General features: G+C 54.4%; 27 protein-coding genes. 6 read left to right on the top strand and 21 right to left on the bottom strand.

The window, feature by feature from the left end:
* Positions 1-238 precede the first annotated feature (238 nt).
* From EGY08_RS19275 to EGY08_RS19190, 18 genes are all read right to left on the bottom strand, one after another.
* Entirely contained in the window at positions 239-754 is a 516-nt protein-coding gene (locus EGY08_RS19275) for a single-stranded DNA-binding protein (protein ID WP_123828777.1), read from the bottom strand.
* Positions 755-766: 12 nt separating this feature from the next.
* Positions 767-970: a hypothetical protein gene (locus EGY08_RS19270; RefSeq protein ID WP_032191374.1), complete on the bottom strand. Its 204-nt coding sequence runs from the start codon at positions 968-970 to the stop codon at positions 767-769.
* A gap of 77 nt (positions 971-1,047) precedes the next feature.
* Entirely contained in the window at positions 1,048-1,512 is a 465-nt protein-coding gene (locus EGY08_RS19265) for an STY4534 family ICE replication protein (protein ID WP_123828776.1), read from the bottom strand.
* Positions 1,513-2,161: 649 nt separating this feature from the next.
* Positions 2,162-4,207 (bottom strand): DNA topoisomerase III, encoded by a 2,046-nt coding sequence (locus EGY08_RS19260; protein WP_123828775.1) that lies wholly within the window; start codon positions 4,205-4,207, stop codon positions 2,162-2,164.
* 13 nt (positions 4,208-4,220) lie between these two features.
* Positions 4,221-4,976, bottom strand: coding sequence for a PFL_4669 family integrating conjugative element protein (locus tag EGY08_RS19255; protein WP_123828774.1), 756 nt, complete (start codon positions 4,974-4,976; stop codon positions 4,221-4,223).
* 105 nt (positions 4,977-5,081) lie between these two features.
* On the bottom strand, positions 5,082-5,300 hold the full coding sequence (locus EGY08_RS19250) for a hypothetical protein (protein WP_123828773.1): 219 nt from the start codon (positions 5,298-5,300) through the stop codon (positions 5,082-5,084).
* Positions 5,297-6,535, bottom strand: a complete 1,239-nt coding sequence (locus tag EGY08_RS19245) for an STY4528 family pathogenicity island replication protein (protein WP_123828772.1) — start codon at positions 6,533-6,535, stop codon at positions 5,297-5,299. The genes EGY08_RS19250 and EGY08_RS19245 overlap by 4 nt, the downstream gene beginning before the upstream one ends.
* 90 nt (positions 6,536-6,625) lie before the next feature.
* Positions 6,626-6,874: a hypothetical protein gene (locus EGY08_RS31105; protein WP_033567089.1), complete on the bottom strand. Its 249-nt coding sequence runs from the start codon at positions 6,872-6,874 to the stop codon at positions 6,626-6,628.
* On the bottom strand, positions 6,871-7,434 hold the full coding sequence (locus EGY08_RS19235; protein WP_222841561.1) for a DUF2857 domain-containing protein: 564 nt from the start codon (positions 7,432-7,434) through the stop codon (positions 6,871-6,873). Before EGY08_RS19235 ends, EGY08_RS31105 begins: the two co-directional genes overlap by 4 nt.
* Positions 7,435-7,475: 41 nt before the next feature.
* Positions 7,476-7,901 (bottom strand): hypothetical protein, encoded by a 426-nt coding sequence (locus EGY08_RS19230; protein ID WP_123828771.1) that lies wholly within the window; start codon positions 7,899-7,901, stop codon positions 7,476-7,478.
* Positions 7,898-8,620: a DUF2786 domain-containing protein gene (locus EGY08_RS19225; RefSeq protein WP_123829438.1), complete on the bottom strand. Its 723-nt coding sequence runs from the start codon at positions 8,618-8,620 to the stop codon at positions 7,898-7,900. The genes EGY08_RS19230 and EGY08_RS19225 overlap by 4 nt, the downstream gene beginning before the upstream one ends.
* Positions 8,613-10,292 carry a ParB family protein gene (locus EGY08_RS19220; RefSeq protein ID WP_123828770.1) on the bottom strand — a complete coding sequence of 560 codons (1,680 nt, stop codon included), beginning with the start codon at positions 10,290-10,292 and terminating at the stop codon, positions 8,613-8,615. Before EGY08_RS19220 ends, EGY08_RS19225 begins: the two co-directional genes overlap by 8 nt.
* Positions 10,289-11,659, bottom strand: coding sequence for an SPI-7-type island replicative DNA helicase (dnaB-PI, locus tag EGY08_RS19215; RefSeq protein WP_123828769.1), 1,371 nt, complete (start codon positions 11,657-11,659; stop codon positions 10,289-10,291). Before dnaB-PI ends, EGY08_RS19220 begins: the two co-directional genes overlap by 4 nt.
* A gap of 9 nt (positions 11,660-11,668) precedes the next feature.
* Positions 11,669-11,911 (bottom strand): hypothetical protein, encoded by a 243-nt coding sequence (locus EGY08_RS19210; RefSeq protein WP_218571464.1) that lies wholly within the window; start codon positions 11,909-11,911, stop codon positions 11,669-11,671.
* On the bottom strand, positions 11,908-12,264 hold the full coding sequence (locus tag EGY08_RS19205) for a hypothetical protein (RefSeq protein WP_123828768.1): 357 nt from the start codon (positions 12,262-12,264) through the stop codon (positions 11,908-11,910). Before EGY08_RS19205 ends, EGY08_RS19210 begins: the two co-directional genes overlap by 4 nt.
* A complete protein-coding gene (locus EGY08_RS19200) occupies positions 12,261-13,133 on the bottom strand; it encodes a ParA family protein (RefSeq protein ID WP_123828767.1) in 873 nt (290 codons plus the stop codon). The genes EGY08_RS19205 and EGY08_RS19200 overlap by 4 nt, the downstream gene beginning before the upstream one ends.
* Before the next feature lie 574 nt (positions 13,134-13,707).
* Positions 13,708-15,096, bottom strand: coding sequence for an SLC13 family permease (locus tag EGY08_RS19195; RefSeq protein ID WP_123828766.1), 1,389 nt, complete (start codon positions 15,094-15,096; stop codon positions 13,708-13,710).
* A gap of 269 nt (positions 15,097-15,365) precedes the next feature.
* Entirely contained in the window at positions 15,366-15,608 is a 243-nt protein-coding gene (locus EGY08_RS19190) for a hypothetical protein (protein ID WP_123828765.1), read from the bottom strand.
* A gap of 33 nt (positions 15,609-15,641) precedes the next feature.
* Here EGY08_RS19190 and EGY08_RS19185 point away from each other — a divergent pair, with 33 nt between their 5' ends.
* Both EGY08_RS19185 and EGY08_RS19180 read left to right on the top strand, forming a co-directional pair.
* Positions 15,642-17,012: a pyridoxal-phosphate dependent enzyme gene (locus tag EGY08_RS19185; protein WP_064397229.1), complete on the top strand. Its 1,371-nt coding sequence runs from the start codon at positions 15,642-15,644 to the stop codon at positions 17,010-17,012.
* Positions 17,013-17,022: 10 nt separating this feature from the next.
* Positions 17,023-18,168, top strand: coding sequence for a trans-sulfuration enzyme family protein (locus EGY08_RS19180; protein WP_004125212.1), 1,146 nt, complete (start codon positions 17,023-17,025; stop codon positions 18,166-18,168).
* Between the two features lie 79 nt (positions 18,169-18,247).
* Here the strand turns inward: EGY08_RS19180 and EGY08_RS19175 are convergent, their stop codons facing one another.
* Positions 18,248-19,147: a LysR family transcriptional regulator gene (locus EGY08_RS19175; protein WP_004125213.1), complete on the bottom strand. Its 900-nt coding sequence runs from the start codon at positions 19,145-19,147 to the stop codon at positions 18,248-18,250.
* A gap of 98 nt (positions 19,148-19,245) precedes the next feature.
* Between EGY08_RS19175 and EGY08_RS19170 the strand changes: the two genes are divergently transcribed.
* The 4 genes from EGY08_RS19170 to EGY08_RS19155 all read left to right on the top strand — a co-directional run bounded on the left by EGY08_RS19170 (position 19,246) and on the right by EGY08_RS19155 (position 22,938).
* Positions 19,246-19,848, top strand: a complete 603-nt coding sequence (locus EGY08_RS19170) for a short chain dehydrogenase (protein WP_123828764.1) — start codon at positions 19,246-19,248, stop codon at positions 19,846-19,848.
* Between the two features lie 106 nt (positions 19,849-19,954).
* A complete protein-coding gene (locus EGY08_RS19165) occupies positions 19,955-20,281 on the top strand; it encodes a hypothetical protein (RefSeq protein ID WP_004125215.1) in 327 nt (108 codons plus the stop codon).
* Positions 20,282-20,553: 272 nt separating this feature from the next.
* Positions 20,554-22,476, top strand: a complete 1,923-nt coding sequence (locus tag EGY08_RS19160; RefSeq protein ID WP_227635287.1) for a tyrosine-protein phosphatase — start codon at positions 20,554-20,556, stop codon at positions 22,474-22,476.
* Between the two features lie 273 nt (positions 22,477-22,749).
* Positions 22,750-22,938 (top strand): hypothetical protein, encoded by a 189-nt coding sequence (locus EGY08_RS19155; protein ID WP_071988238.1) that lies wholly within the window; start codon positions 22,750-22,752, stop codon positions 22,936-22,938.
* A gap of 333 nt (positions 22,939-23,271) precedes the next feature.
* Here the strand turns inward: EGY08_RS19155 and EGY08_RS19150 are convergent, their stop codons facing one another.
* Both EGY08_RS19150 and gss read right to left on the bottom strand, forming a co-directional pair.
* Positions 23,272-24,453, bottom strand: a complete 1,182-nt coding sequence (locus tag EGY08_RS19150) for a PLP-dependent aminotransferase family protein (RefSeq protein ID WP_004125228.1) — start codon at positions 24,451-24,453, stop codon at positions 23,272-23,274.
* A 263-nt stretch (positions 24,454-24,716) separates the two neighbouring features.
* Positions 24,717-26,588, bottom strand: a complete 1,872-nt coding sequence (gss, locus tag EGY08_RS19145; protein ID WP_004125230.1) for a bifunctional glutathionylspermidine amidase/synthase — start codon at positions 26,586-26,588, stop codon at positions 24,717-24,719.
* Between the last annotated feature and the right edge of the window lie 27 nt (positions 26,589-26,615).

Raw genomic sequence — 26,615 nt, 5'->3', positions numbered from 1 at the left:
TGTGACTGGCTCTATTTTCATTGCACCTCTCTTGTTGACAAAATAAGAATAGTCAAAAACCCTTATCTTCACAAAAAATTTTTTATATCATCTTATAATGCAACAAAATTAACTTTAACAAAAAAGCCCTTCGAGTGTTTACGCACTAGAAGGGCTATAATTCCACTTACTGTCAGCAAAACCAATCGGTTGAATATAACTGACTATAAATTACTTAACAATAATTACTTTATGTCATTCAAAAGGGGATATCGTCGTCAAAATCCATCGGCATGCCGGCAGCGGTGCGTCCGGTTGACGACGGCCCAACCTGAGACGGCTGACCACCTGATACAGGCTGCTGAGGTTGTCCCCATCCCTGCTGTTGAGAGCCCTGGTGTTGGGAAGAGGAGCTACCCGACCGTTGACGACTCCCCAGCATCTGCATGCTACCGTTCACGTTGACCACCACTTCGGTAGAATAACGATCCTGGCCATGCTGATCCTGCCATTTACGGGTACGTAACTGGCCTTCAATATACACCTGCGAGCCTTTACGCAGATATTCACTGGTCACTTCCGCCAGTTTGCCAAACAGCACAACACGGTGCCATTCGGTCTGCTCTTTCATTTCGCCGGTTTGCTTATCGCGCCAGCTCTCTGAAGTCGCTATCGACAGCGTGGTCACTGCGTTACTGTTGGGCATATAGCGCACTTCAGGATCCTGGCCTAAATTTCCAACCAGAATGACTTTGTTAATTCCACGTGAAGCCATGAGGCTCTCTCCTTATGCCCACTCACGTTGAGTCCAGGCACCAGTGGTGAACGCCTGAACCGCTTTTTTATGGGTACTGAAGTATTCTTCAGACTCACGGGAAACAGGTCCCTCATGATTTGCCGTACCGATATAATAACCGCGACCGCTTTTGAGCACCTGCAAAGGTAAAGTAAAACCGGACTCTGCTGCCAGAATTCCTGTTGAATTATTCATGATGTGTTTCCTTAATAAAGAAAACAGACCTCCCTGAAGGAAGGTCCGTTATTCAGGGAGGTGAGGGTAAAAATAACTCAGAAAGAATTTTCAGCGTATTCGGGCTGAGCAGTACCGTTCTGAGGCGGCATGGAGTCCGGTTTTTCAGTCTTATAAACCATATCCTGGCCTATTTTTATCCAGTCCACTTTTATTAAGCGGGCTTTCAGGCTGACACGCTGCTCGCCGGCATGATCGCCTTTGTTAAGCGTAAAGATATCCGTGGACGGATTACTTAAGGTGAAGCCGATAAGGACTTTTTTATCCTCATCAACGGCTTTCTGGCAACGGCCAATCAGGCTGGTCGCTTCTTTGCCGGCAACGGAAACATCAAAGCGAACATATACTGGGTTATCCGTCGGACCACTCAGCGCGTTAATCACACAACTGAGAAAAGAGCCGTTCTGAAGATTGACCTGGCGAATATTGCTGAGATATCCCAGACCTTTAATGGTCAGGTTGAAATATTCCGTTTTGCCGGAAGTCGTATTATTTGCAGACATGATGTTTTCTCCATGGAGGTAAAAATAAGATACGACGGAGAAAACATCTGCCCCGACGGGAGTGTTTTTCCCGTCGGGGAGTCAGAATCAGCTAAATTCCGACTGTCTGGTGAGTCATTAAGAAACCTTCATCGCCGCGTCATAGTGCGCATGTGACTTGCGATATCTGCTTTCAAAGGTGCGCAGATGTACCACATTCAATATGCTCTCCCTTTCAGGCTACGGGAGAATTCTTTTGCAGCCACCCGAAGGCGTTTCTCACAGACTGCTGAAACATTGGTGGTCGTAAAAACGACAATTAAGCACGACCATCATTAAACTGCCCGGCGAGAATGTCAACCTGAAACCAGAGGAGGTGCTGCTGCGAGTTGCAGAATAAAAAAAGGCGCCGTTGCCGACGCCCTTATGGCCAGTACCAGAACCTGCGGTGTCTCATCATTCTCCGGGGATTAAGGACATTATCCCGACGCGGTTTTCACGGAGTGCATGCGTCTTGCAGGCCAGTCGGAACGTACAATTCACTGCCTGCCGGGCCAGGCTATCATCAGACCCCGTTAAAGTCCGTAACAGCCCCGTAGCCTGCGGGGTACCTTTGCATCAAAGCGGGTTTACAATAGCAGAACTTACTGCCCTGGTGTACCCAAAACCATTATTGCGGTGCAGAGAATTCCGCTTTCGTCTTTGCTGCCGTTTTTTTGCCCCGCGCGGTTTTCCGGCCCTTCCCGCCACTTTTCCCTGCAACAATACCGCTACACTCCGGATAACGAATACATCCCCAGAAATCACTATTCTTTCCCTTACGCCTGCGGGTCGGCCCCTTACAAACCGGGCAGGGTGGTGTCACAGGCGCGGTAATCTTCACTGTATCACTCCTCCCTTTGTCAACCAGATGGCGAGTCCACTGCAGCTGTTTCTGCATAAAGGTATCCAGCGGCATTTTCCCCTGAGCGATATCATCCAGCGCCTGTTCCCACAGCGCGGTCATACCGGGGCTGGTCAGCGTTTCAGGCAACGCCGCTATCAGTTCCCTGGCCAGCAACGTGGCGTGGATATGTTTGCCTTTTTTCTCCAGGTAATGACGGGAGAAAAGTGTCTCCAGCACACCGGCCCGGGTCGCTTCGGTTCCCAGTCCCGCATTATCGCGCAGCACTTTTTTCAGCTTCGGATCGCTGACGAAACTGGCAGCATTTTTCATCGCGGCAATCAGCGTTCCCTCGGTAAACGGGGGAGGTGGACTGGTTTTTTTGTCTTCCACCGCTGCGCCATTGACAATACAGGTGTCACCTTTGTTTAACGGTGGCAGCGCCATGTCGGCATCATTATCACTGGTATCTTCAGATTGCTCATTCTGATGGTCCTTCTGAAATAACAGTTTCCAGCCCGTGACAACATTGACTTTCCCTCTGGCCCGGAACAACTGCCCGCCTATGTTAAAAGAGACGTCGGTCACATCAGACTCCTGCAACGGCAAAAACTGCGCAAAATAATGCTGTCGAATAAGCTGATAAACCTTCAGCTCATCCGCGCTGAGGCGCGAGAGATCAAATGCCTGGCGTGTGGGAATAATGGCATGGTGTGCCGTGATTTTTTTATCATTCCAGACCCGGGAGACAAACCCGCGGTCCAGTTGGGTCAGCACCGGTGCAACTGACGGATCGGATTTGGTGACGGCGGTCAGTACATCAGGAATTTCCTGCTGCATCGATGTCGGAAGATAACCACAGTCGGTTCGCGGATAGGTCGTCGCTTTATGCGTTTCATATAATGACTGGGCGACAGCCAGCGTCTCTTTAGCCCCCATCCCGAATTTACGGGAGCAGACCTGCTGCAGCGTTCCCAGATCGAAGCAAAGCGGAGCCGGTGTTTTATCGCGCTTCTGGCTCACGTCCAGTACCGTTGCGCCCTTCTGCTGCTGGCAGAGTTGTCCGACAGCGTTCGCAGCCTGCTTATTCACGCAGCGCTTTTCGTCATCGCAGTACTGCGCTGCCGCCTGCCAGGTCGCCCTGAAGCGCACGCCATCTTTCTCAAGCAGAGCCTGCACCAGCCACCAGGGGACCGGGACAAAATCAGCGATTTCTTTATCACGGTTAACCACTATCGCCAGCGTCGGCGTCTGAACCCGACCAACGGACAACACGTCGGAAACACCGGATTCACGAGCTATAAGGGTATACAAGCGGGTCAGATTCATCCCGATAAGCCAGTCCGCCCTGCTGCGCCCCAGCCCGGCTTCATACAGTTTTGCCGTTTTTTCCCCGGGCAGAATACCGGCCAGAGCCTCGCGGACACTGGCTTCGTCAAGCGCGGATAACCACAACCGACGTACTGTGCCACGATATCCACAATACGCCAGCAGCTCACGGGCGATAACCTCACCTTCCCGGTCAGCATCGGTGGCAATAATCACCTCTCCGGCCTGCTTCAGCAACTTACTGATAACCGTGAACTGATCCCGGGTCTGGGGTTTGACCACCATTTTCCAGTTATCAGGTAAAACCGGGAGCACATCGGCCCGCCAGGGTTTACCAAACTGTTCGCCATAAGCATCCGGGTTGGCCTGTTCCAGCAGATGGCCAATGGCCCAGGTGACGGTGATATTGCCACCGCTGATAAATCCATGTCCTCGTTTACTGATGCCGAGAACCCGCGCAATATCTTTCGCCTGAGACGGTTTCTCACACAGATAAAGCTGCATGTCTCACCTCCTCTCAGCGCTTTTCGCCCTGGCGAACAGTGTGTTCCCGCAGAGGCGATGAAAAAGAAGATCGCTTTTTACCGGAGAAAATATCGGGATCGGGTTCACCCAACCGCGCCAGGGCCTCTTTCCCGCGGGCGGTCAGATTAATAATGTCACTCCGGTTAACCGCCACGGTGTAATAAGGCTGAATAGCCCCATAAACCTGTCTGACCGCATGCCCGCCTCTGTTGAGATACTGATCGCGCTGAGCGCGTGAAATCAGCCCATAATGGAAAGCCTGAAACGCTTTCATTGCCAGTTGGTCGTAACCGACCAGCAGCCATACGCACCGGTACCCAAGGGGGGAACGACTGTAAACGCTGATATTCAGAGGATACGCAGACGCAATGTCAGAAAGCGTTATCCCTTTGGGAACAGCTGACAGAATCACATCCAGTTCATTCACTATCGTACTGATCTTATTGGACGCCATGTGAAGCGTGGTTTCCAGCTTCACCAGTACCATATCAGCATAAGGGTTATCTGCTGCTGAATCCCGGGAAGCCACCCCGGCACGCTGAATGGCCTTTGGCATACTAATGATTTCAGGCCGCTTTTTCTCATGGAGACTACGGGAATTACTGTCACTTTGCTTACGCCCTTCCCATAATCTGATGGCATAGTGAGTATGAAGCTCTACCGAGAGTGCGGACTGTAGTGCGCCTGCCCGCGGTGAAGATGCTTCATTACCGACCTTCGCATCCGCGTTCTTTTTACCCTTTTCCATATATAGCCCCTTGCTGTTGCGATATCTCAATCAGGATTGAGATAGTCCCCAGCAAGAGGAAGCAGGACAATTGAAAACCAGATCGCCAGATGATGAAATTTTGATTTATCCATTGCCAGTAAGTACCGCACGCTTTTTGACCACTGTTGGCAGTGCCAACAGCGTACACTTTTTGACCACTGTTGGCAGTGCCAGCACCGTACACTTTTTGACCGCTGTTGGCAGTGCCAACAGCGTACATTTTTTAACCACTGTTGGCAGTGCCAACACCGTATGCTTTTTGACCACTGTCGGCAGTATCAGCACCGTATACTTTTTAATCATCGGGTATTATGTCTCAGTTGTTCCCGCAGACTGGTGACGTAATTCCTGACCTGCTCTTCAGAAGCTACCACAGGTCGCGGAGGCGCGGAAAAAGGCTGCTGTTCAGGTCGGCATGGTCGCGTCTGAGTCTCCGGCTGAACCGATTGCGGTTGCTTAACGGGCCTGAAATTCCCTTCCCGGGCTTTTTTCATCACCGCCAGCATCCAGCCGAGCGGATTGTCTACTCGCTGCCTGGCCATCAGATTCTGCAGGGCAAACAGGACCTGTTGTGCCTGTTCTTCAGGAAGAGCCTGAAGCTGGCGAATCAACATCGCCTGGTCTTCCTGCGACACTACGGCTTTCAGCGCATCAGGCAACACAACTGGATTGTCCACATACGTTTTTTTATTCACACTGTGTGTGAAACTACGTACGTAATGGTTCGGTTTCCGAACTCTGTCATAATCCCCTGATTTTACTGGCAGTTCGGAATCCGAACTCTGTTTTATTCGCATCGGATTCTGACTGAGTTCGGTTTCCGTACTCAGTTCTTGATGGTTGTTTTTTATTCGATTTATACTGAGTTCGGATCCCGAACCCGGCTTCGGGGTTAATAATGAGGTATGCTGCCGCACTGCTAACTGACCGGCATTTTGTGGGCGACCCAGACGGGTTTCAAGCAGAGACAAATGGCTGTGATAGTGCCGCATGGTGGGATCGTTTTTAATCTCGCCCAGCACATCCCGGGCGATCTGACTGACCGTCCGGTTTTTACTCAGGCAGGCATCGGCAACCACATCAAGAAAACGCGGGTCCAGTGATTCTGCATCCCGGAAAGTCAGGGGCTCATCATGTTGCGCGTAGATATTGCCGCGAACCCGCCCTTTATCGTCGCGAACCCGCTTACACAGGCTGAGCCAGCCGGTTATTCGTAACATCAGCAACACCCGGCTAACGGTTTCACGGGAGGCTTTACCTTTACCCGGGGAAGCCAGTTGCACCTGCAGCTCATCATAACTGGGGAATATCGCGCCTTCATTATTCTGCGCATACAGGCGGATCATCATCCAGCCCATCTTATCAAGGGGGGAAAGCCGTGGATCCAGCAACAGCCTTCGGGGGATGGCATCATGCATGTTCCCCGTAAACAGCAGGCCGCTGCGTACCCGTCCGTCATCGAGCAGCGGATTAGCCACCAGACGGGCATTCATTTTTTCCAGCGTAAACGCTATCAGGTTGTCCGCAGGCAGCGTCATATCCTCTTCCTTATGATGGCTCCCATCAGGCCATTCTGTTCTGTCAGTATGCTTATGCCTGCATCCGCGTACAGATGCAGGGTAAACATACTATTTGCGGATCGCTGAGTTGTACCGCCCGTGACTCAGTAGTAACCAGGTTCTGCCCCCGTTACGACTGAGCAGACGCCAGAACGGACCAATATTAATCTTGACGTATCCACAGCCCCGGTCCTCAAGCCGGGTATAATTACGATCGCCACGATGATACTGACTGACCAGCCGTAAGGCTTTACGACAGCACTGCGATGGCACACCGGGAGAAGCCCACAGGTCGGGGCCAACGATTTTCATCCTCATGCACGCTTCCTCACTGAGGGTTTCGGGGACTGACCCACAGACCTGCGGGGTGTGGTTCTGTGCCACCCTTTCACAGCATGCCAGACAGAGGTAAGAGGGATATTCAGTTGCTCTGCTGCCAGCATCATGACGTCAAGCCCGTCCGGGCTTTCCACTTCTTCAACGCCTGATTTCTGCCACAGCCGCCAGATTTCTGCATTGTCTTCATCCCCGAGCGTATTGCCCCGTCCGGATCGGGCTTCGATACCGGCGATCCTGCGACGGGCCGCCACATCTGTACTGGAAAGCCCGAAAAATGTCTGCATCAGCTCTATCGAACTGCCCAGCGCCAGCGCCCGGTCGATGCGTTGCATGCGCTTTTGCTCCATTCTGGCCCGTTGCAGCATGCTGACCAGATTGCTGTGATCGATGCTGACGCTGACCACAGAAACTTCGCTGTTCGCGAGATAATGCAGCTCCTCAAGGGAGAGTCCCTGCAACATCTGCATCTCTTCTCGCTTGATCCCCAGCGACTCACAGCGACGGAGATAGCCACTTTTCAGATCCATCACCAGCTGCATCAGCAGCCCGTTGGCAGCCTGAGATAAACCACCGGAATTAGTCACTCAACACCTCCGGGAGACAAGATAAACAAAAAGATAAAGGGGACTATTAAGAAGTTACATGCTCCCCACACAAGGAAAACAACTGGCAGAACCGCCTCCCGGATGAAGAGAGCAAAATCATAGTCCCATTTCCAGAAAATAAAGCTGTAACCCAGCCAGCCCACATAACAGAGGAGTAATGCGGCCAGCGGAGGCAGGAACATCGCCCCCCAGATATACGTCCAGGAAATGTCCTCCAGGTAACTCACCATCATCCACAGCAGGACAGAAATGAAGCTGGCAACAGCCAGCCCCCGTAAAATGGTCCCGGAAAATGCCGGAACGACACCGGGATACATATCTGCGGCCAGCAGCCCAAATACCACACCGCACCACAGACAATGGGAGGTACCCGACAGCAACACCCGTTGATGCTTCGTCATGACGTACGTTCCTCCCGGTGACCAATGGCGGCCGTATTTTCACCTTCAACACCATGATGCAACCTGGCGTTCTTACCCGCCTCATAACCCCGGTGGCGGGCAATATCGCCTCCGCGGCAGCTTTTCAGTTCCCGGATGGTCGCCGCCTTCATATTCTGGTTATCCATCCAGCGGGTCATCAGTTGCGTTTCCCGTTCTGTAACCCGGAAAACCGTGATGACGCGACGCATGCCGTCAACCCACCCGGCACGAAAAAGCTCTGCCCGGTTTCGGCGGGTCGACAGCTTCAGCTTTTTACTCTGGGTTTTCAGGTATACCGCAGTGGCATCTTTCAACTGGCGGGTCAGCACATCAAAAGCATAAGCCGCCACGGTAGGCCGTTCACTGAAACCATAAAATGATACGGTTCGTCGACAGTCGCCCGATGATGTATTGCGCCATGAGAAGTAAGGCCGACAGCCAAAGGCATGACCAACCGCCCATGCCAGACGGGTCATCCACTCAGGCACCTTTTCGGCCTCTGATGGCGCGCTCTGAGAGGCAACGTCACGAACTGACGAAAGCGTGGCGTCCAGCTCGCTGATACCATATTTTTCCATCAGGCGCTGCGCTCTTGAAAGCGCCAGTCCGGCTTCATGCGCATTGCTGTTGCTTCGGCTCAGTTCCAGCAGTTTCCTGACCAGACTGACCAGCCGCTCCTGCCGTTTGTAATTATTCATCATGCTCCTCCTCTACCGCCGTTACGCCACGCTGCAGCTCCCGCAGGCGGCGCATGACACGCATCAGCCTCAGCAGTTTTATGGCATTTTCATCATCAAGAACTGGCACATCCTGCTGTGCAGAACCGCCGATCAGCACAACATCCATCCCGGTTGTCGGACACTGTGCCGGACAACACCCCGCAAGGGACAAAAGGAAGGCGGCGGGTGCGCTGCAGTGGTCACCTGCAGCGCAGTAGCCTGGCGACAGACTACTGGCGCGGTCTGGCAGGATTTCATCTTCACACCCCAGCTTTTCCCCCAGTTCCCACGCCATGATGAAGGCCATATTCTGCAGATGTTCGATATCATCCTGATAAGCCGGAACAGACCAGATCGCATCTCCGGCAATGTTACAGGCCGGATGCAGGGCCTCTCCCTCATCCTCCAGCCCCGGCGCCAGCATGGAGATAAGCGTCTCATCGCTGTCGGTTTCATCATGCTCCGGAGAAAGCCCAGGGCCCATGCCGTCCCCCGAAATTACCGGAGAACCGCCGTACATATCGGGCTGTATTTCTGTACGAGGGAACGACGTATGCGCTTCCTTATTGATCTCTGGCGTTACCCGTGAATTTGCACCCCGAAGAGGTTGTTCCTCCGTAACAGTTGACGTGGCAGGCGGCGATTCAGATAGTGCTTTCGGCAGGGTAAAATCAGGCTCGGGTGCAGCCTCCTGAACGTCATCAGTGGATGGTGATAGCGCCACTCCCTGAGGGCGGGTAGCCGCTTCCGGTTCGCCAAAGTGATAGCGCCGGTTACGCTCGCCGGGATCCAGTTCCATCACCCAGCGGTCATAATTCAGTTCCGGATGCGGCAGTGCCAACAGCAGATCACCAATAAATTCATCGCGGAACATTTCCGGCGACCACAATTCAGGGGAATTGAACTTGCGGCAACATTCACCAAATACATCGGTAAAGCATTTATCGCTTCGTTCAGACAGAAGGCAAAATTGATCCCAGACTTTCTCCGCATCCTGGCGCAAGGCAAGCAATAGCCTGATTTGTGGAGCACCAAGCCCGGATTCAAGAAGATCCGGCATCCAGGGATATAAGTGGGTGAGTGCACTTTCCATACGGCTGATACTTGAGGCATCAATCGGTAATCCCTGCTCAGTCAGTAACTTTGACAACTCCCGCATCGAAACCGGTTTATCCTGTTGTTCTTCATAGATAATTCGCGCTTTATGGACTCCCCTGGCCTTTTCAATAAAGGACAGATCGCCACGAACCTCATTCTCCGCGAGATGACCAATCACACACTGGAGCCGCCCGGGCCAGGGCTTCACGAGCACATGGATGCGGAAAAACCGCTCTTCCCCCGTTTCATGCCACAGTTCCGTCAGTATCTGATAACGGGTGTTACCGCCATCACTGAAAATATATTTAATCGGGTCACCATCCGGATCGCGGGTGACTTTCGGCACCGTATCCAGCCCGCGGGCCTTAATTGACGCCTTTATCTCGTCATAGCGTGGATTACGCGATGTTCGGGGGTTATCCGGGTTTGGTGCCAGTTGCTCAATCGTCAGAACCATTGGCATTTCAACCACCATTGTGCTCTCAACGCTACCCGAGGTCCTGCGGCCCGGCTGGAGCATGGAGGCCCCAATATTCGTGCGGTTACGGCTCATACCCGACCTCCTGTCCTGTGGTACCCGAAGTCATATCCCCCTTCCTGATACTCGGAAAAAAGCGTATAGCGGCCATCAAACTGCACTTTCACCGTTCCGGTTGGTCCCTGCCGCTGCTTACCGATAATGATTTCTGCCACACCCGGCGTCATGGTGCCCGGGTTATACACTTCATCCCGGTAGATAAACATAATGAGGTCAGCATCCTGTTCGAGCGCCCCCGAATCACGCAGATCGCCGTTATTGGGACGTTTATCCGCCCGCTGCTCCACCTGGCGATTGAGCTGAGAAAGCGCCAGCACGGGACACCCGAACTCCTTGCCCATCGCCTTCAGGGAGCGCGATATTTCGGCAATTTCCTGCGTCCGGTTTTCCTGTTCGGGGGAGCGGATCAGTTGCAGGTAGTCGACCATAATGAGGGCGGGATTGCCGTACTTACGGACATAACGGCGGGTACGGGCGCGTAAGGTTGCCGGTGTCTGATAGCTTGTGTCATCAATAATCAGACGATTATTCCACTCAATTATCTCTTTCATGGCCAGTGAAAGACGGGCCCATTCTTCATCATCCAGTGATGCGCTGCGAAGCCTGCTGAGTTCAACCCGCCCTTCCATGGACATCAGGCGCATGGAGAGCTGCTCTTCCGGCATTTCCATGCTGTAGACAAAAACGTAATCATCCGGTTTTCCCCGAACAGCGGCGGCACATGTAGCCAGCGCCAGAGCGGTTTTTCCCATCGATGGACGTGCGGCCAGCAAAACCAGATCGCCCGGCTGAAGGCCGCAGGTCATCTCGTCCAGTTGGCTGAAACCGGTTGGTGTACCGGTCAGGCCGTCCAGCGCCATCATGGCTTCAAGTCGGCTGACCAGCTTGTCCATGGCATCGTTTACTGTGGTTTCAGTTCCTGCCTGCAGCATGCCCTGCTCAGCAATGCAGAACAGCTGGTTCTCAGCCACCTCCAGAACGTCAGAAGAGCGCGCATTCAACGCCTGCACGTCAGCAACCAGCATATTGCCGACGCTCTGCAGTTTGCGTAGCCGGCTTTTTTCCGCCACTACCCCTGCATATGCCAGTATATTGGCGGCCGATGGCGTGTTCTTACTCAACTCAGCCAGATAAGCAAAGCCGCCAACCCGCTCCAGCAAACCAGCATTCTCCATCCGGTCAGAAAGCGTAATCAGATCCAGCGGCAGGCTTTCACCGACCAGCTCAGCCATTGCCCGGTAAATGGCACGGTGCCAGCCCACAAAGAAATCATCCGGCGCCAGCAATAAAACCACTTCATCCCAGCGGTCGTTATCCAGCATTAATCCGCCCAGAACGGCCTGCTCTGCTTCTGCCGAGTGGGGAATATTTGTTTTGTCCATAACCCCTCCTCAGTCGAAATCTGGTGTGCAAGGGTGGCTCAGGAACTCAGGACAACAGGAACAAACCCCCATCCCTGTTTCGCGATTCACCTTAAGCCAGTAGCAGATTTCACGGTATTCGTTCACGCAGGCGTTATTGTCTGTACAACCGCATCCAACACAGGTTGCTGGTTCAGTTCCAACGGGATTATCGTCATAAGGCTGTCGCTCCAGATGCTGCGTCAGAATGGCATTGATAGTCATGTTGCTCATGCCGGCACCTCCTGCAGCGCACACTCCAGAACTTTACGCAGGCGGGCAGACGCAACCAGAATCAAGGGCTCCCGATCGTAATACACCTCTCCATTCCCGCCTCCAGACTCCAGCAACGGCAGCCCGGCTGGCATTTGTGCTCCTGTGGACATATCGCGAAGTTCTGATTTATTCCACAGGTTGTATATATCAATAAAACCCCTCGGAAGACCCCATTCCTCAGCCAGACGCTCGTAAATACGATCATTTGCTGTTTCGTAATCAGGAGCATCAACAAACACATAAACCTCTTCATGCCCCTTGTATGTATCAGTGGAATAAGCAACGACACGCCAAATTTGATTACGGCTCATACGCGAATCTCCCGGGAAAGGACGTCATCAAAGAACGCTTTCCACTCAGGAAACAACTCGCAGGCAAGGCTGTGCATGGTATCTGCCGCCGCAAGTCCCTTACGCCGGGTTTTATATTCAAGCCGGTGAACTGGCTGTGACTTAACATGGCCCAGTTTGAAGATATCCAGTTGCTCGATACAGGTATCGAGCAGACTGAACATATTTCGCTCTCCCAATACACTGCTGTCATACTGCTTCTCGCTGATAATTTTTGAGAGACTGTCCATCGCCTCCCGGTCAAGAAGCGTATTTTCGAAACAGTTCACGAGGATAGAGATTTCGGGCAGGTGTATACCGTAATTTTCGTAGGTTTTGAGGCGGGAAAACATATGCAGGGAACCGCGAATAAACTCACGAACGTCGGGAAGTATGGGTTTCACAACCCCCATGACGCGGCCAGTTGACGCAAGTATGGAAAGCTCCGTCATCACCCCGGTGGCACCTTTGGAGTCGATAATAATAGCCCCGTAGCGGCAAAAGGCTGGATGCTGAAGAATATTCCTTAAGCGGATACGACCATCTGCCGCGTGCAGCATAGCTGTCGGCAGAAGTTCGTCTGGATCGTTTGAGTAAATAAGGTCCAGATTATCTATTGAGGTCTGAGAAATAGCCTGAATTGGGTCGGGGATCGTCTGCATGAGAAGCTCATACAGTCCGAACAGCGCTTCTTTATTAAGAGCAAAAATACTGCTGGCCGTCGGCTGGGTCCAGTCGGCATCAATAAGAAGTGTCTTCACACCAGCATCGGCAAGAAAACCAGCGAGGTAAGCAGCGAAAGTCGATTTACCTTCACCGCCTTTTGGGGAAATAACGGGTAAAATTTTCATAGTTTGTACGTTCACTTATGTAACGTACAAACGCTCTTTTACATCCGATTAACACCTGCGAAGGGATTGAAAATCCCCGTGTCCTTGGTTCGATTCCGAGTCCGGGCACCACTTATTCAGAGAACCCAGCCTATGGCTGGGTTTTTGCTTTTCTGCGACCGGCCTCTCCATCGAACTACGTTCGATTATTCGCCGCACAGCGGCTCACCCCTTCGGGGCCAGCGCGACAAGCGCGCTGTTCAACGCCTGCGGCGTTAGTCCGAGTCCGGGCACCACTTATTCAGAGAACCCAGCCTATGGCTGGGTTTTTGCTTTTCTACGACCGGACTCTCCATCGAACTACGTTCGATTATTCGCCGCACAGCGGCTCACCCCTTCGGGGCCAGCGCGACAAGCGCGCTGTTCAACGCCTGCGGCGTTAGTCCGAGTCCGGGCACCACTTATTCAGAGAGCCCAGCCTATGGCTGGGTTTTTGCTTTTCTGCGACCGGACTCTCCATCGAACTGCGTTCGATTATTCGCCGCTCGGCAGTCTTCATTTGCAAGATATTGGGTGGAAACTCGCTTATCAAAAGCTAGACCCAAAACAACATGCTAAATCCGGTCAAAACGACGATACAGGCGATATTCAAAAACAGGCCGGCGCGCATCATCTCCTGCTGCTTGATATGGCCAGTGGCGAAAACGATAGCGTTTGGCGGCGTCGCCACGGGCAGCATAAAAGCGCATGAAGCCGCAATGGCAATCAATACCGACAGAATCACAGGCGACATGCCGAACGCTTCGGCCACTGAGGCAAATACGGGAATAAGCAAAGCGGCGCTGGCCGTATTACTGGCAAACTCGGTCAGAAACACCACGAATGCTGCAATCACCAGGATAATAATAAATATCCCCATATGAGCCACCATCCCGCTAATCTGGTTTGCCAGGAACAGACTGGTACCCGTCTCTTTCAACACATTACTTAAGCAGATACCGCCGCCGAATAATAACAGCACGCCCCAGTCAGCCGTTTTCTCTATATCCTTCCAGTGAACTACCCGAGCGAAATTGACTAATATAATGGCGCCTAAAGCCACAATGGTATCGAAGGATTTAAAACCGCCCAGCAGATCGTTAATGGGTCCGCTGAAAATCCAGAAGAATACGGTAAGGCCAAAAATAGCTAGGGTGACTATTTTGCCTTTATCCCAATCGACCTGTTCACTATTCGTTTCGAAGGTCCCCTTAAGTTCCGGCCTGAACACGAGGTAAAGAATCGCAATAGCGACTGGCAGTAAGACGATCATTGCCGGGAAACCGAACTTCATCCAGTCAAAGAAGGAGAGCCCCACCTCAGCGGCGGCAATCGCATTCGGTGGACTGCCGACGATGGTCGCCATTCCGCCAATGCTGGCGCTATAGGCAATACCGAGGAGCACAAACACATAGGTCGAATGGCGGTTTTTGCCATCGACTTTACTCAGGATCCCCAATACCAGCGGCATCATCATTGCGGCCGTCGCCGTATTACTGATCCACATTGACAGCAGCGCCGTCACGCCAAATAGCATAAAGACCGCGAGGCGCATTTTGCCCCTCGCCATCGCTAATACTTTATCGGCAATGACTTTATCCAGCCCCTGCACATGCATCGCCGCCGCCAGAGCAAAGCCGCCGAGGAAAAGGAATATCGTAGAGTTAGCGAAACTGTTTAGCGCCGCCTGGGTATTAAATACCCCCAACAGCACGGCCATAACGGGAACCATTATGGCCGTAACGGTCACGTGCAGCGCTTCTGTTAACCATAATACGGCGATAAAAGCGAGCATACTCAGTCCCATGACCACCTTCGGCTCATAGGGTAGCGTGTTGTAGAGAACGATAAACAGAACAATATCGAGCAAAATGATGATGCTGTTACGATTAAAAAACCACTCGTGGGTATTGGTGGGTAAAGGACTCATGTCGTTTTTATTCATAGTAGCTTCCTTGTAACTGGTTACGACTGAATCATTACATGTATATGTCTATCAGGTATAAATTATGTTCCTGTTCTGTTAACTGGATCGTACCAGACAATTTCCCGGCTGAATGACACCCAGGTCAGGATATTTCCGGAAAGAGGTTCCTGATATAGACGATTTATTGAAGCGAGCAGGCCGACTTTATTAGCTTTAATTTCCTGCACCTGAATTTAGATCGTTGGCTACTTTGCCGGTATACGCGGCATTGATAGTTTCACCAACACCTAAACTAACCCCAGAGATCCATCGAATATTTTCGGCAATCTATTTCTGAAATAGAGATAAAGCAGCGCGTAAAAACGGATAATTCCGTGAAAAACCGGGCAAAAGCGCGCTATTCTGGAAATCAACACGCCCAGGCGGCTAACAACCTTTCCCTCCGGACGGCTAAAAAGCATCTTATATTCCTTTTTGCTCTTAGCGGCAGACAAAAGTTCTTTAAAATGCCAATTTTGCAGCCCTACCATTCAAATCATCTCGATACGAATGGGCAAAATGTTATGTCAGTTTTTCATTCCGTTAGCGACCTGATTGGTCATACTCCCCTGCTGCAGCTTCATAAGCTGGATACCGGCCCCTGCGGCCTGTTTCTAAAACTGGAAAATCAAAATCCCGGCGGTTCGATAAAAGACCGCGTCGCGCTATCCATGATTGCCCAGGCAGAGCGCGAAGGAAAATTAAAACCCGGCGGCACGATTATCGAAGCCACCGCCGGCAATACAGGCCTCGGGCTGGCGCTGATCGCCGCGCAGAAAAATTATCGCCTGATCCTGGTGGTGCCGGACAAAATGAGCCGTGAGAAGATTTTCCACCTGCGCGCGCTGGGAGCGCAGGTGCAGCTTACCCGCTCGGACGTTAACAAAGGCCATCCCGCCTACTATCAGGACTACGCCCGGCGTCTTGCCGACGAAACGCCTGGCGCCTTTTATATCGACCAGTTTAATAACGAAGCTAACCCGCTGGCGCATGCCACCACCACCGCCCCGGAGATCTTCCAGCAGCTGGAAGGCGATATCGACGCGATTGTCGTCGGCGTCGGCTCCGGCGGAACGCTCGGAGGGCTACAGGCCTGGTTTGCTGAGCACTCCCCCAAAACGGAATTTATCCTCGCCGACCCGGCGGGCTCCATTCTGGCGGACCAGGTCGAAACCGGACGCTACGGCGAAACCGGCTCGTGGCTGGTGGAAGGGATCGGCGAAGACTTTATTCCGCCGCTGGCCCATCTTGAAGGCGTCCGCAGCGCATACCGCGTCACCGATAGCGAAGCTTTCGCCACCGCCCGCCAGCTGCTGCAGGTTGAGGGCATTCTCGCGGGCTCCTCTACCGGAACGCTGCTCACCGCTGCCCTGCGCTACTGCCGGGCGCAGACAACCCCGAAACGCGTGGTGACCTTCGCCTGCGACAGCGGCAATAAATATTTATCAAAGATGTTTAACGATGACTGGATGCGCCAGCAGGGCTTTTTAAGCCGTCCATCGCGCGGCGATCTCAGCGATTTTATCGCCCTGCGCCACGACGAAGGGGCAACCGTCACCGCCGCGCCGGACGATACCCTGGCGGCCATCCTCGCGCGTATGCGCCTCTACGACATCTCGCAGCTGCCGGTGCTGGAAAACGGCCGGGTCGTCGGCATTGTCGACGAATGGGATCTGATTAGCCACGTCCAGGGCGACAGTCAGCGCTTTTCTCTGCCGGTCAGGGAAGCAATGACGCGTAACGTGGAGACTCTGGATAAGCACGCGCCGGAAAGCGCGCTGAAGGCCATTTTCGATCGCGGCCTGGTGGCCGTTATCGCCGACAACGATCGTTTTCTTGGCCTCATTACCCGCAGCGATGTGCTGACCACCTGGCGTAACCGACTCGAACAGTAAGGACTTCTCAATGACAAATTTGCATACCCTGAGCGTACATAGCGGCGCATTTACCGATGAACACGGCGCGGTGATGCCGCCTATTTATGCCACCTCCACCTTTGCTCAGCCCGCGCCGGGCCAGCATACCGGGTACGAATATTCGCGCAGCGGCAACCCGACCCGTCACGCGCTGGAGACGTCGATTGCCGACCTGGAAAGCGGCACGCGCGGTTACGCCTTTGCTTCCGGTCTGGCGGCCATCTCAACCGTGCTGGAACTGCTGGATAAAGACAGTCACCTGGTCGCCGTCGACGATGTCTACGGCGGCACATATCGGCTGATTGAAAACGTTCGCCGCCGCAGCGCCGGCCTGCGGGTAAGCTGGGTGAAGCCCGACGATCTGGCGGCCATCGAAGCAGCTATTCGGCCCGATACGCGCATGATCTGGGTTGAAACGCCGACCAACCCGCTGCTTAAGCTGGCCGACCTCAGCGCCATCGCCGCCATTGCGCGGCGGCACAATATTATCAGCGTCACCGACAACACCTTCGCCTCGCCGGCTATCCATCGTCCGATTGAACTGGGCTTTGATATCGTGGTGCATTCGGCGACCAAGTATCTTAACGGCCACTCCGATGTGGTCGCCGGGCTGGCGGTGGTCGGCGACAACGCCGCGCTGGCGGAAAAGCTGGGCTATCTACAAAACGCGGTTGGCGGCGTGCTCGATCCCTTCAGCAGTTTCCTGACGCTGCGCGGTATTCGTACCCTGGCGCTGCGTATGGAGCGCCACAGCAGCAATGCGCTGCTGCTTGCCGAGTGGCTGGAGCAGCAGCCGCAGGTCGAAAGAGTCTGGTTCCCGTGGCTGGCTTCGCATCCGCATCATCAGCTGGCGCGCAGGCAAATGGCGCTTCCCGGCGGGATGATCTCCGTGGTGGTCAAAGGCGATGATGGCTACGCCGAACGAATCATCCGTAAGCTGAAGCTGTTTACCCTCGCGGAGAGCCTCGGCGGCGTGGAAAGCCTGGTGAGCCAGCCGTTTAGCATGACCCACGCGTCGATCCCGCTGGAGCAGCGGTTAGCCAACGGCATTACCCCTCAGCTGATTCGTCTGTCGGTAGGCATTGAAGATCCGCAGGATCTGATCGCCGACTGGCGCCACGCGCTGCGCGACTAAGCAGATTGCCCGGCGGCGGCTAACGCTTTGCCGGGCCGACAAGCCCCCCATCACATCAGGCCCGCCGCCCGGCAGAGACTTAAGCACTCTGCCCGTTGTGGCGCTGCCCCTGCAAAAGATGCTCAACAAACCGCGTCAGCTTCGGCAGCGGCCGAAGATCCTGCCGCCAGAGTAAATGAACCGGCCTCGGCTGCGGGGTATACGCCTCCAGCACGCGCACCAGTTTGCCGCACTCGAGCGCATCCGCCAGCAGCACTTCCGGCTGCAGCAGCAGTCCAGCTCCGGCGATCGCCGCCGTTCGCAGGGCATAGCCATCATTGCAGCGCAGGACGGCATCGCGCTTCCAGCGGACGCCCTCCTCGGCGCCCGGCAGCTTCCACTCATTGCGCGCGGTCCACACCGTATGCGACAAACAGAGGTGATCGGCCAGGTCCGCAGGCGTCATCGGGGTACCGTAGCGGGCTAAATACCCGGGCGCGGCGCAGATCGTCATCCGGTAGGGCGCGAGATACTTTGCTACCAGATCGTTATTGCGGATCTCGCCGATGCGGATCGCCAAATCGATACCTTCATCCACCAGATCGACCATCCGGTTAGTCAGATCCAGCTCCACGCGCACGTCGGGCCAGGCCTGGAGAAAAGTGGCGGCCAGCGGAGCAATGACGCAGGCGCCAAACGACGTTGGCGCGCTTACCCGCAGCGTCCCCGCGGGCGCGATCCGCAGCCTCTCCACCGCGCTCTCGGCGATTGAAACCTGTTCAAGGACGCGTTTCGCCTCGTCAAAATAGACCCGCCCGGCGTCGGTGAGGCTCTGGCGGCGGGTATTGCGCTCAAGAAGACGGGTATTAAGCTGCCGTTCGATCAGCGCGATATATTTCCCGACCATCACCGCCGACATATCGAGGCGCGATGCGGCTTCGGTAAAGCTTCCGCACTCCACCACCGCAATAAAGGTCTCCATCGCCCGCAGCTTATCCATATTACAAACTCCTGGTTAGAAATCATTTAACTTTTAGCCAGTTTATCCGATATTTGTTTTATTAAAGAATAGCCTCTCATCCGAGAGAGGAATCTGCTATGAAAATTATCGTTATTGGCGCCAGCGGTACCGTTGGCCGCGCGGTTGCGCAAGAGTTAAGTCAGCGTCATGAGGTTATTCACGTCGGCCGCACTCAGGGCGACTATCAGGTGGATATCACCTCACAGCAAAGCGTAGAGAACCTGTTTGAGAAAATCGGTCGGATAGACGCGATTGTTTCCGCCACTGGTAATCTGTTCTTTGGTCCGCTGGCGACCATGACCGATGACGATTTCAACCAGGGCTTACAGGATAAACTACTGGGGCAGATTCGCCTGGCGTTGACCGGCCAGCATTATCTGAACGACGGCGGATCTATTACGCTGATTAGCGGGATCGTCGCCCATGAGCCCATCGCTCAGGGCGTCAATGCCACCACCGTCAATGCTGGGCTGGAAGGATTCGTTCGCGCCGCCGCTTGCGAACTACCGCGCGGAATACGCATTAACCTGATTAGCCCGACCGTATTAACGGAATCGGCGGCAGCCTACGACGGTTTCTTCCCCGGTTTTGCCAGCGTTCCCGCCGCCAGCGTGGCTCAGGCCTACCGCCGCAGCGTGGAAGGCATCCAGAGCGGACGGATCTATAAGGTCGGCTACTAACCGGTACCGCTGCGGGCCGGAATCCCCCTTCCAGCCCGCAGCGGCGCTTACATCCTGTTTCATCAACGGCTACACTGCTCCTTCAATTTGCCTTTTTGAATGACTCATGTTGAAGAAACTTGCTTTTATCGCCCCGCTTTTGACGCTTATCGCCCTGCTTATCTGGTGGTTCACGCCCCGCTACGCCGAAGAGGATGTCGCGTACTACCGCTCCGTCTTCTGCGTTATCGACCATCAGGACAGCCGCGCGTTTCTCCGCGATATGGAAAATATGATTGAAGGCGGCAATTCGGACTATGCGCTGCATAAGACCCATTACGTGCCCGCTCTGGGCCAACGGATGCTGGACACCTGGCAGCAGCTCACGCCGGAAGAGCAGAAAAGTATCAGCCAGGACCAGCAGCGCTGTCGCCAGCTGATGAGTGAAAAGTAGCGCCCGGATTAAGGGGGATTACTGCGGAAAATGACTCGCTGACAATAATAGAAAATAACATTCCGCTGCGACGAGCGGAATGTTAAACATAAACATGGCGAATGAATAACAGTATTTAGCGCGCGCAAAAGTTATATTTAATCGATAGCCTGACGTTATTATCATCCTATTTATTTAAAAAATTTCGTTTCAGAAATAATTTCGTCACAATCCCCTCTTATATTTTCAAGCCTTAATAAACAAAGAATTATAACCAATAATTATCGAGGCTTATGTTGATTCGCTATATTCCCGTTTCGCTCTCTCTGGTCGCCGCTGCCGTTTCCTGCGTGCTCTACGCTGCGCCGATAAATACGCCCGTGCTCGCTACGATGGATAATTTCCGCGATATTGCTGGCACGACGACTGTTTATACCACCAGCCGCGACGGCACCCTGCGCACAGGCGTTTTTTATCGTTCCAATGCCCTGGCATTATCCTCCGCGGACCAGTCGACGCTGAGCACGCTCGGTATCAGCGATGTTTATGATTTGCGCACGGCCAGCGAAATCGCCAGCAGCCCGGACGTGATGCCCAACGGGGCGAGGTATACCCATATTGATATCATCGGCAACACCGCTTCGGGCAGCAACATCACCTCAATAACGTTCAGTAGCGCCGCGGAAGCCAAAGCAATGATGCAGCAGACTAACGTCGCCTTCGTCAGCGATGCCGGGATGCGCGCCCGGTTCACCACGCTATTTAACGATCTGGCCAGCGCCGAAGGCGCAGCGCTGTTCCATTGTACCGCGGGCAAGGACCGCACCGGCTGGACCGCCGCGATGCTGCTGAGCATTGCCGGCGTCGATGAGGGGACCATTATGGAAAACTACCTCGCCACCAACGATTATACCCGCCAGCGCGTTGAAGCGACCCTGGCGATGATGCCCCCCGCCATGGCGGCGATTTACGAGCCGCTGCTGGGCGTTGACGCCAGCTATCTTCAGGCCGGGCTGGATGAAATCAGCCGCGAGTACGGATCGGTTGATAACTATCTGAAGCAGGGCCTGGGGCTGTCGCAGGAGACGCTCTACGTCCTGCGCGGCAAAATGGTGCAGTACGGCCAGCTGCCGGGGCAAAGCGAACTGCGGGGGAATGCGGCGCAGGGCGCAGCGCTGCTTAACGCCCTGCAAAATAGCGGGCTAGCGGGCCGCTACACCGACTATAATTATTATCTGCAATCGGCCATTGATGCCGGAACCCTCGGCGGCGTGGAGACTCAGGTCGGCGGGCAGATCTACGCGGACGCCGCCAGCTACCTGCTGCGCAGCGGATCGCGATTAGACAGGGCGTTAACGCCGAATATTGATAGTCGTCAGCTGCGGGATGGGGAAGGAAAACTGTGGTTGACCGGGCTTAGCGGCTATCTTGGCACCGATGGTTCCGCCCGCGCCGCCAGCAGTAATGAGCATACCACCGGCTCGCTGCTGGGCTATACCTGGCGGTTTAACGCGCAGCTTAGCGGCTACGGCACTCTGGGATATAGCTGGGGCTCGCTGGGCAGCGCCAGCGCCGATGCGGATGCCAACACCACTCTGCTGGGGTTTGGCGGTCGCTATGCTTTTGAGGATCTAAATCGTGGTTTATTTGCCGCCGCCGATCTTAACGCAGGCTGGATCGATTATAGCAGTACGCGCCGGCTGAATAGCGGGCTGGGTACGGCCACCGGCGATACCCATGGCCAGCTGGTTGGCGGCACACTGCGCCTCGGCTACGTGAGTCCACTCGATTTTGCCAGCGTTGAGTACGCCATCGGTACCCGCCTGACCCACCTGCGGATGGACGCTTTCCGCGAAAGCGGCAGCGAGCTGGCGCTCAACGTCGACCGCGTCAGTGAAAATAACGCCAGCGGTATTGCCAATGTGAGTATCGCATTTCATTCGCAAAACGGCGACGGCTGGCGCTTTACGCCGGCGATAAATATCGGCTATGAACATAGTTTCAGCGGCCCTTCGGTACGTACTCAGGGCCAGGTTTATCACTATGAAGTCGTACAGAACGCGGCCTTCGATAGCCGTGACATGGTCAACGCTGGCGCCAGTTTGAGCATCACGCGCGGTGCGCTGAGCCTGAACCTTGGCGGCCAGGCTGATGTCGCCAGCGGCGGCGACAGCCACGGCTACAGCGGCAACCTTAGCGTGGGCTACGCCTTTTAAACATCTACAGCGGGCCGCCGCCGCTGGCGGCTCGTTCTTAGCCACGTAATTGTAAAACGGTTAAAAATCCACTGCCGAGGATCGGCGCATTTTTCGCCGTCATGGGCAAAACGAAACGCTGGCAGGAAAGGTAAAACAGAAATTATGTTTCAATCGGCTACTGGCAGCGGCAATCATCAATCTGATGCATGATTGTCCTTACCATAAAAAGTAGTTGATCTGGTATCGACAAGCTCTTATTTTGCTTCTCAGTTTTTAAACGAGATGAAACTGATGCCTACTATCACAGCCAGTAGTATGAAAGAAGCAAAAGAGTTAATGAATTGTGGAAAGTACAAAGAAATCGTCCTCAATTTCGATATTGATGCTGACGATTTTTTCACCCTCGCAACATCCCATTCAGCAACAAAAGTCACCATCACAGACAGAAATAATCGCTCATCGGTCAAAGCAGAAAAATAATAAAAACCCCTGAGGCTCTTCTTATGCTGTTAGCTATTGGTACCGTCGCTGTTGCTTTTCTTTCCACGCTGATGCTGATCTGGCTTGACGATCGCATTGCCGACCAGGATTAACGACCCGGGCCAGCGATAAGTCGCAAAACGCCCGCCTCTGTGTTTCTTTCGCCCGTCGCCATCGGCTGCGGGCGATTCAAAAACCCCGCCCATGCCATTTTCACGCTACGCATTGATGATTTTCGCCCGCCGGGCAGGTCATGCATTCGCATAAAAACAGGGGCTTAAAGAAGAAAACGAGAAGGGAGCCCCGCGCCGCCGACGGCGCGGAGCAAGACGATTACAGCGACTTAGCCAGACGCTCGACGGCGGTCATCAGACCGTCTGCCGACACCGTAGAGTAGGAAAGACGCAGCGTGCGGGTATCCGGGTTATCGTTATAGAACGCTTCCCCTGGAACGTAAACCACGCCGTTTTCCAGCGTTTTCTTCATCCATTCCATGGTATCGAACGGATAGCGGAAGCGGGCCCACAGGAACATACCACCTTTAGGACGGCTGAACTCCAGATGCTCGCCAAGCTGCGATTCCAGCGCGTCGGCCAGCGCCACGCACTTCTTGCGGTAATCCTCGCGGATCAGGGCAATCTGGCTTTCCAGACGGTTCATGCTCAGGTATTCCGCGGTGATGACCTGCGAAAGCATGTTAGTGTGCAGATCCGCCGCCTGTTTGACGATCACCGTCTGCTGCGCCAGCCAGTCCGGCATGACGATCCAGCCAATACGCATCCCCGGCGCGAGGATCTTGGAGAAGGTGGAGGTATAAACCACCTGATCTTCACAGCCCAGCTCAACCGCGTACTGATACAGCGGACGGCGCACTTCGTCAGTGAAGCTAATTTCGCCATACGGATCGTCTTCAATGATGACGAAGTCGTGCTTTTTCGCCAGCTCTACCAGGCGGCGACGGCGTGCTTCGCTCAGGGTTTTCCCGCCGGGGTTGCCAAACGTCGGCACCAGGTAAACGGCTTTCACACGCGTGGTTTCCAGCAGGTCGGCCAGTTGCTCCACCAGCATGCCGTCATCATCGGTATCGACGCTGAGAATGTTCGCCTGCGCCAGCTGGAAGACCTGCAGCGCCGCCAGATAGGTCGGACGCTCAACGACGATCGCATCGCCCGGATCGAGCAGCGTGCGGGCGACGATATCCAGCGACTGCTGCGAACCGGAGGTGATATAGACATGGCTTGCCGAACAGGCCACGCCGCGCGCCTGACAAAGTTCGCTAACGGCCTGACGCAGCGGCGGATAACCTTCGGTCAACCCGTACTGGAACGCATCGTTAAAGCGCCCGTTCATCACCTGCTGCACTGCCAGGTTCAGGCCTTCGGTATCAAAAAGCTCCGGGGCCGGAATACCGCCGCCCAGAGAGATAACGCCGGGCAGTTTACTGTGCTTGAGGAGTTCGCGGACGGCGGAGGGCTTAAGTTCACCCGCGCGGGCGGCGAGTCGCCGATCGTGCATACTATTTTCCTTTTCTGTCTTGTTGTTGTGATGTTTTATCTATTTTTAACGGTCATTCACCGGTCGCGCGACGCTGACCGGGGCTACGGGTTCGTATGTTCGGTAGCCCGGACAGATGCGCAGCATCGCCTCCGGGATATTCTTCAGCATCCAGCGGCCTTGCCCGGGTGCGGCGCGATGCGCCTTGCCCGGGCTACAAATGCCGCAGGTGACGAGAACCGCAGCCCGGATAAAGCGCTCACTGCCGCAATCCGGGGCCAAACTTAACGGCTATCTGTGTCTTTTAGCACGATTAACGGTTCAATATCGCTCTCTTTTTTAACCACCAGAGAATCATCTCCGCGCAGGCAGGTCCCGCCATAGTTACCGCCGACGGTGAAGGTGCAAACCTGGATGTATTTGCCATCCACTTTTGGCAGGCACCACAGCTGCTGATAGATATTTTTGCGGTCGAAAAACTGGCCGCTGGTTTTATCCAGCACTTCGTCCTGCGGGCCAATCAGGTCGATATTGTTGCCGCAGCGGCCCGAGATAGGCTTAACCGCATAGCCGCTTTCCGCCAGCTGCTCGTTAACCACAAAATCGGTATCCAGAAGATAGCGATGATTAGGGAACAGCGACCACAGCACCGGCAAAATCGCCTTGTTGCCTGGGATGACGGTCCACAGCGGCTCGAAGACTAATACTTCCGGGCGCAGCAGAACGTCTATCAGGCGAACTTCATTATTCGGGTGTCCGGTACGGATCGGCACCGCCGCGTACTCATCGGCGCTGACTTCCCGCACCTGCTCAATAGCGGTTTCCCATGCCCAGGTTTTCCAGACGCAGTTGACCAGACGACCGTCAGCATCGATCAGCTGCCCGGCGGCATCCCAGCGCAGCTCATCCAGGCCAAACAGAATTTTGCTCTCGAAACCGGCCTGGGTCAGCGAACGCTGGATAAACTGCGCGTGGTAGTTCTCCTCCAGATCCTTATCCTGCATGATGTGTACAAAAGGACGCGCCCGGCTGTGCTTCCACGCCCCGGCCAGCTCATCCAGCAGATTTTCCGCCGGGTTGTGGCCGGTGCCGTAGTAGCCCTGTTTCAGCCACTGTTCGAGGATTAGCCCGCCTTCGGTATGGCAGGACGCGGAGTCGGCGTTGTACTCATACACCTTGAGCCCCCGCTCATCCATACAAAAATCCATGCGGCCGGTAATCATATGATGGCGACGGCGCTGCCACGAGAGGCGCAGACGCGGCCAGAGAATTTTCGGAATATCGAACAGGGCCAGCAGGCTGTCATCCTTCATCACCTTGTCGGTGGCGTGCAGGTACATCAGGTGCAGCTCGTTGGTGGCCTTGATAAGCTCCTGCTCGGCGCTTTCGCTGATGGTGAAATACTGGTAAGGGTCTTTATTGATGACGTGGCCGTTGGCTTCCACATAGGCTTTTTGCAGCGAATCTTTCTCGTTGAGCCAGTTGCCGCGGTATTGGCCTTTATTCGGCAGCCGCGCGCCTTTAATGGCCATCGCCTCACCCGGCAGCACCGGCTGCGGCAGGCTGTGCTCGGTATCGGCGGTTTGGATCATCCAGCCGAGGATTTCGGTATCGGCAAAGGTGTCTTTAATCGTGTAGAGGCCGTTTTTCACTTCCAGCGTCAGCTCGCGGGTCCACTGCTGGCCCTGCGGCAGCGGCGAGTGAATCACGTTCTGTTCGGCGATCCTGACCTTATTCCCAACCAGTTGCGTAATCACCGCCACGTGGCCAGTGTGCTTAAACTCGCCGCCTTTCTGCCAGATCAGCAGCGAGCCGGCGATCGGCGGACGGCGGGAGCCGTTGGCGAACGCCTGCAGCGGCAGAATATTGTCGTTGACCACCTCGCGAAGAAAACGCAGGGAGAAGATTTCATAGGCCATGCCGACATCGGTGAAAACAAAGCCGTAGGTGAGGAACAGAAAGCGGCGCGCGAACTCCACGCACTGCCATTTGTGCCCCATATACTCATTACCGATATAGCTGCGGAACGTGGCGTCATCCGGATAATCTTGCGGATTTAAGCTACTGTAATTCGAAGAATAAATCGCCACGCCGCCCGGTGCGTAGCCTAATAGTGTACCAAACGGGGCGTCACTGCTTGTCGAACCTTTGCTCATTTAGCCTGACCTCAAATTAATGCAGCC

The organism is Klebsiella sp. FDAARGOS_511 (genome assembly GCF_003812845.1).
GTDB classification, from domain to species: Bacteria; Pseudomonadota; Gammaproteobacteria; order Enterobacterales; family Enterobacteriaceae; genus Klebsiella; species Klebsiella grimontii.
Note: the sequence above shows the minus strand (reverse complement) of the source record. Positions and strands in the feature narration are given on the sequence as shown.

What these genes read in the sequence shown, in the direction of transcription:
- EGY08_RS19200 (WP_123828767.1), bottom strand. Translation starts at nt 13,133, where the DNA reads ATGAAAATTTTACCCGTTATTTCCCCAAAAGGCGGTGAAGGTAAATCG.
- EGY08_RS19265 (WP_123828776.1), bottom strand. Translation starts at nt 1,512, where the DNA reads ATGTCTGCAAATAATACGACTTCCGGCAAAACGGAATATTTCAACCTG.
- EGY08_RS19260 (WP_123828775.1), bottom strand. Translation starts at nt 4,207, where the DNA reads ATGCAGCTTTATCTGTGTGAGAAACCGTCTCAGGCGAAAGATATTGCG.
- EGY08_RS19150 (WP_004125228.1), bottom strand. Translation starts at nt 24,453, where the DNA reads ATGCACGATCGGCGACTCGCCGCCCGCGCGGGTGAACTTAAGCCCTCC.
- EGY08_RS19245 (WP_123828772.1), bottom strand. Translation starts at nt 6,535, where the DNA reads ATGACGCTGCCTGCGGACAACCTGATAGCGTTTACGCTGGAAAAAATG.
- EGY08_RS19205 (WP_123828768.1), bottom strand. Translation starts at nt 12,264, where the DNA reads ATGAGCCGTAATCAAATTTGGCGTGTCGTTGCTTATTCCACTGATACA.
- EGY08_RS19255 (WP_123828774.1), bottom strand. Translation starts at nt 4,976, where the DNA reads ATGGAAAAGGGTAAAAAGAACGCGGATGCGAAGGTCGGTAATGAAGCA.
- EGY08_RS19225 (WP_123829438.1), bottom strand. Translation starts at nt 8,620, where the DNA reads ATGAATAATTACAAACGGCAGGAGCGGCTGGTCAGTCTGGTCAGGAAA.
- EGY08_RS19155 (WP_071988238.1), top strand. Translation starts at nt 22,750, where the DNA reads ATGCCTACTATCACAGCCAGTAGTATGAAAGAAGCAAAAGAGTTAATG.
- EGY08_RS19270 (WP_032191374.1), bottom strand. Translation starts at nt 970, where the DNA reads ATGAATAATTCAACAGGAATTCTGGCAGCAGAGTCCGGTTTTACTTTA.
- EGY08_RS19175 (WP_004125213.1), bottom strand. Translation starts at nt 19,147, where the DNA reads ATGGATAAGCTGCGGGCGATGGAGACCTTTATTGCGGTGGTGGAGTGC.
- EGY08_RS19230 (WP_123828771.1), bottom strand. Translation starts at nt 7,901, where the DNA reads ATGACGAAGCATCAACGGGTGTTGCTGTCGGGTACCTCCCATTGTCTG.
- EGY08_RS19170 (WP_123828764.1), top strand. Translation starts at nt 19,246, where the DNA reads ATGAAAATTATCGTTATTGGCGCCAGCGGTACCGTTGGCCGCGCGGTT.
- EGY08_RS19210 (WP_218571464.1), bottom strand. Translation starts at nt 11,911, where the DNA reads ATGAGCAACATGACTATCAATGCCATTCTGACGCAGCATCTGGAGCGA.
- EGY08_RS19190 (WP_123828765.1), bottom strand. Translation starts at nt 15,608, where the DNA reads ATGGTAGGGCTGCAAAATTGGCATTTTAAAGAACTTTTGTCTGCCGCT.
- EGY08_RS19160 (WP_227635287.1), top strand. Translation starts at nt 20,554, where the DNA reads ATGTTGATTCGCTATATTCCCGTTTCGCTCTCTCTGGTCGCCGCTGCC.
- EGY08_RS19235 (WP_222841561.1), bottom strand. Translation starts at nt 7,434, where the DNA reads ATGCAGCTGGTGATGGATCTGAAAAGTGGCTATCTCCGTCGCTGTGAG.
- EGY08_RS19275 (WP_123828777.1), bottom strand. Translation starts at nt 754, where the DNA reads ATGGCTTCACGTGGAATTAACAAAGTCATTCTGGTTGGAAATTTAGGC.
- EGY08_RS19250 (WP_123828773.1), bottom strand. Translation starts at nt 5,300, where the DNA reads ATGATTAAAAAGTATACGGTGCTGATACTGCCGACAGTGGTCAAAAAG.
- gss (WP_004125230.1), bottom strand. Translation starts at nt 26,588, where the DNA reads ATGAGCAAAGGTTCGACAAGCAGTGACGCCCCGTTTGGTACACTATTA.
- EGY08_RS19165 (WP_004125215.1), top strand. Translation starts at nt 19,955, where the DNA reads ATGTTGAAGAAACTTGCTTTTATCGCCCCGCTTTTGACGCTTATCGCC.
- EGY08_RS19185 (WP_064397229.1), top strand. Translation starts at nt 15,642, where the DNA reads ATGTCAGTTTTTCATTCCGTTAGCGACCTGATTGGTCATACTCCCCTG.
- EGY08_RS19180 (WP_004125212.1), top strand. Translation starts at nt 17,023, where the DNA reads ATGACAAATTTGCATACCCTGAGCGTACATAGCGGCGCATTTACCGAT.
- EGY08_RS31105 (WP_033567089.1), bottom strand. Translation starts at nt 6,874, where the DNA reads ATGAGGATGAAAATCGTTGGCCCCGACCTGTGGGCTTCTCCCGGTGTG.
- dnaB-PI (WP_123828769.1), bottom strand. Translation starts at nt 11,659, where the DNA reads ATGGACAAAACAAATATTCCCCACTCGGCAGAAGCAGAGCAGGCCGTT.
- EGY08_RS19220 (WP_123828770.1), bottom strand. Translation starts at nt 10,292, where the DNA reads ATGAGCCGTAACCGCACGAATATTGGGGCCTCCATGCTCCAGCCGGGC.
- EGY08_RS19195 (WP_123828766.1), bottom strand. Translation starts at nt 15,096, where the DNA reads ATGAATAAAAACGACATGAGTCCTTTACCCACCAATACCCACGAGTGG.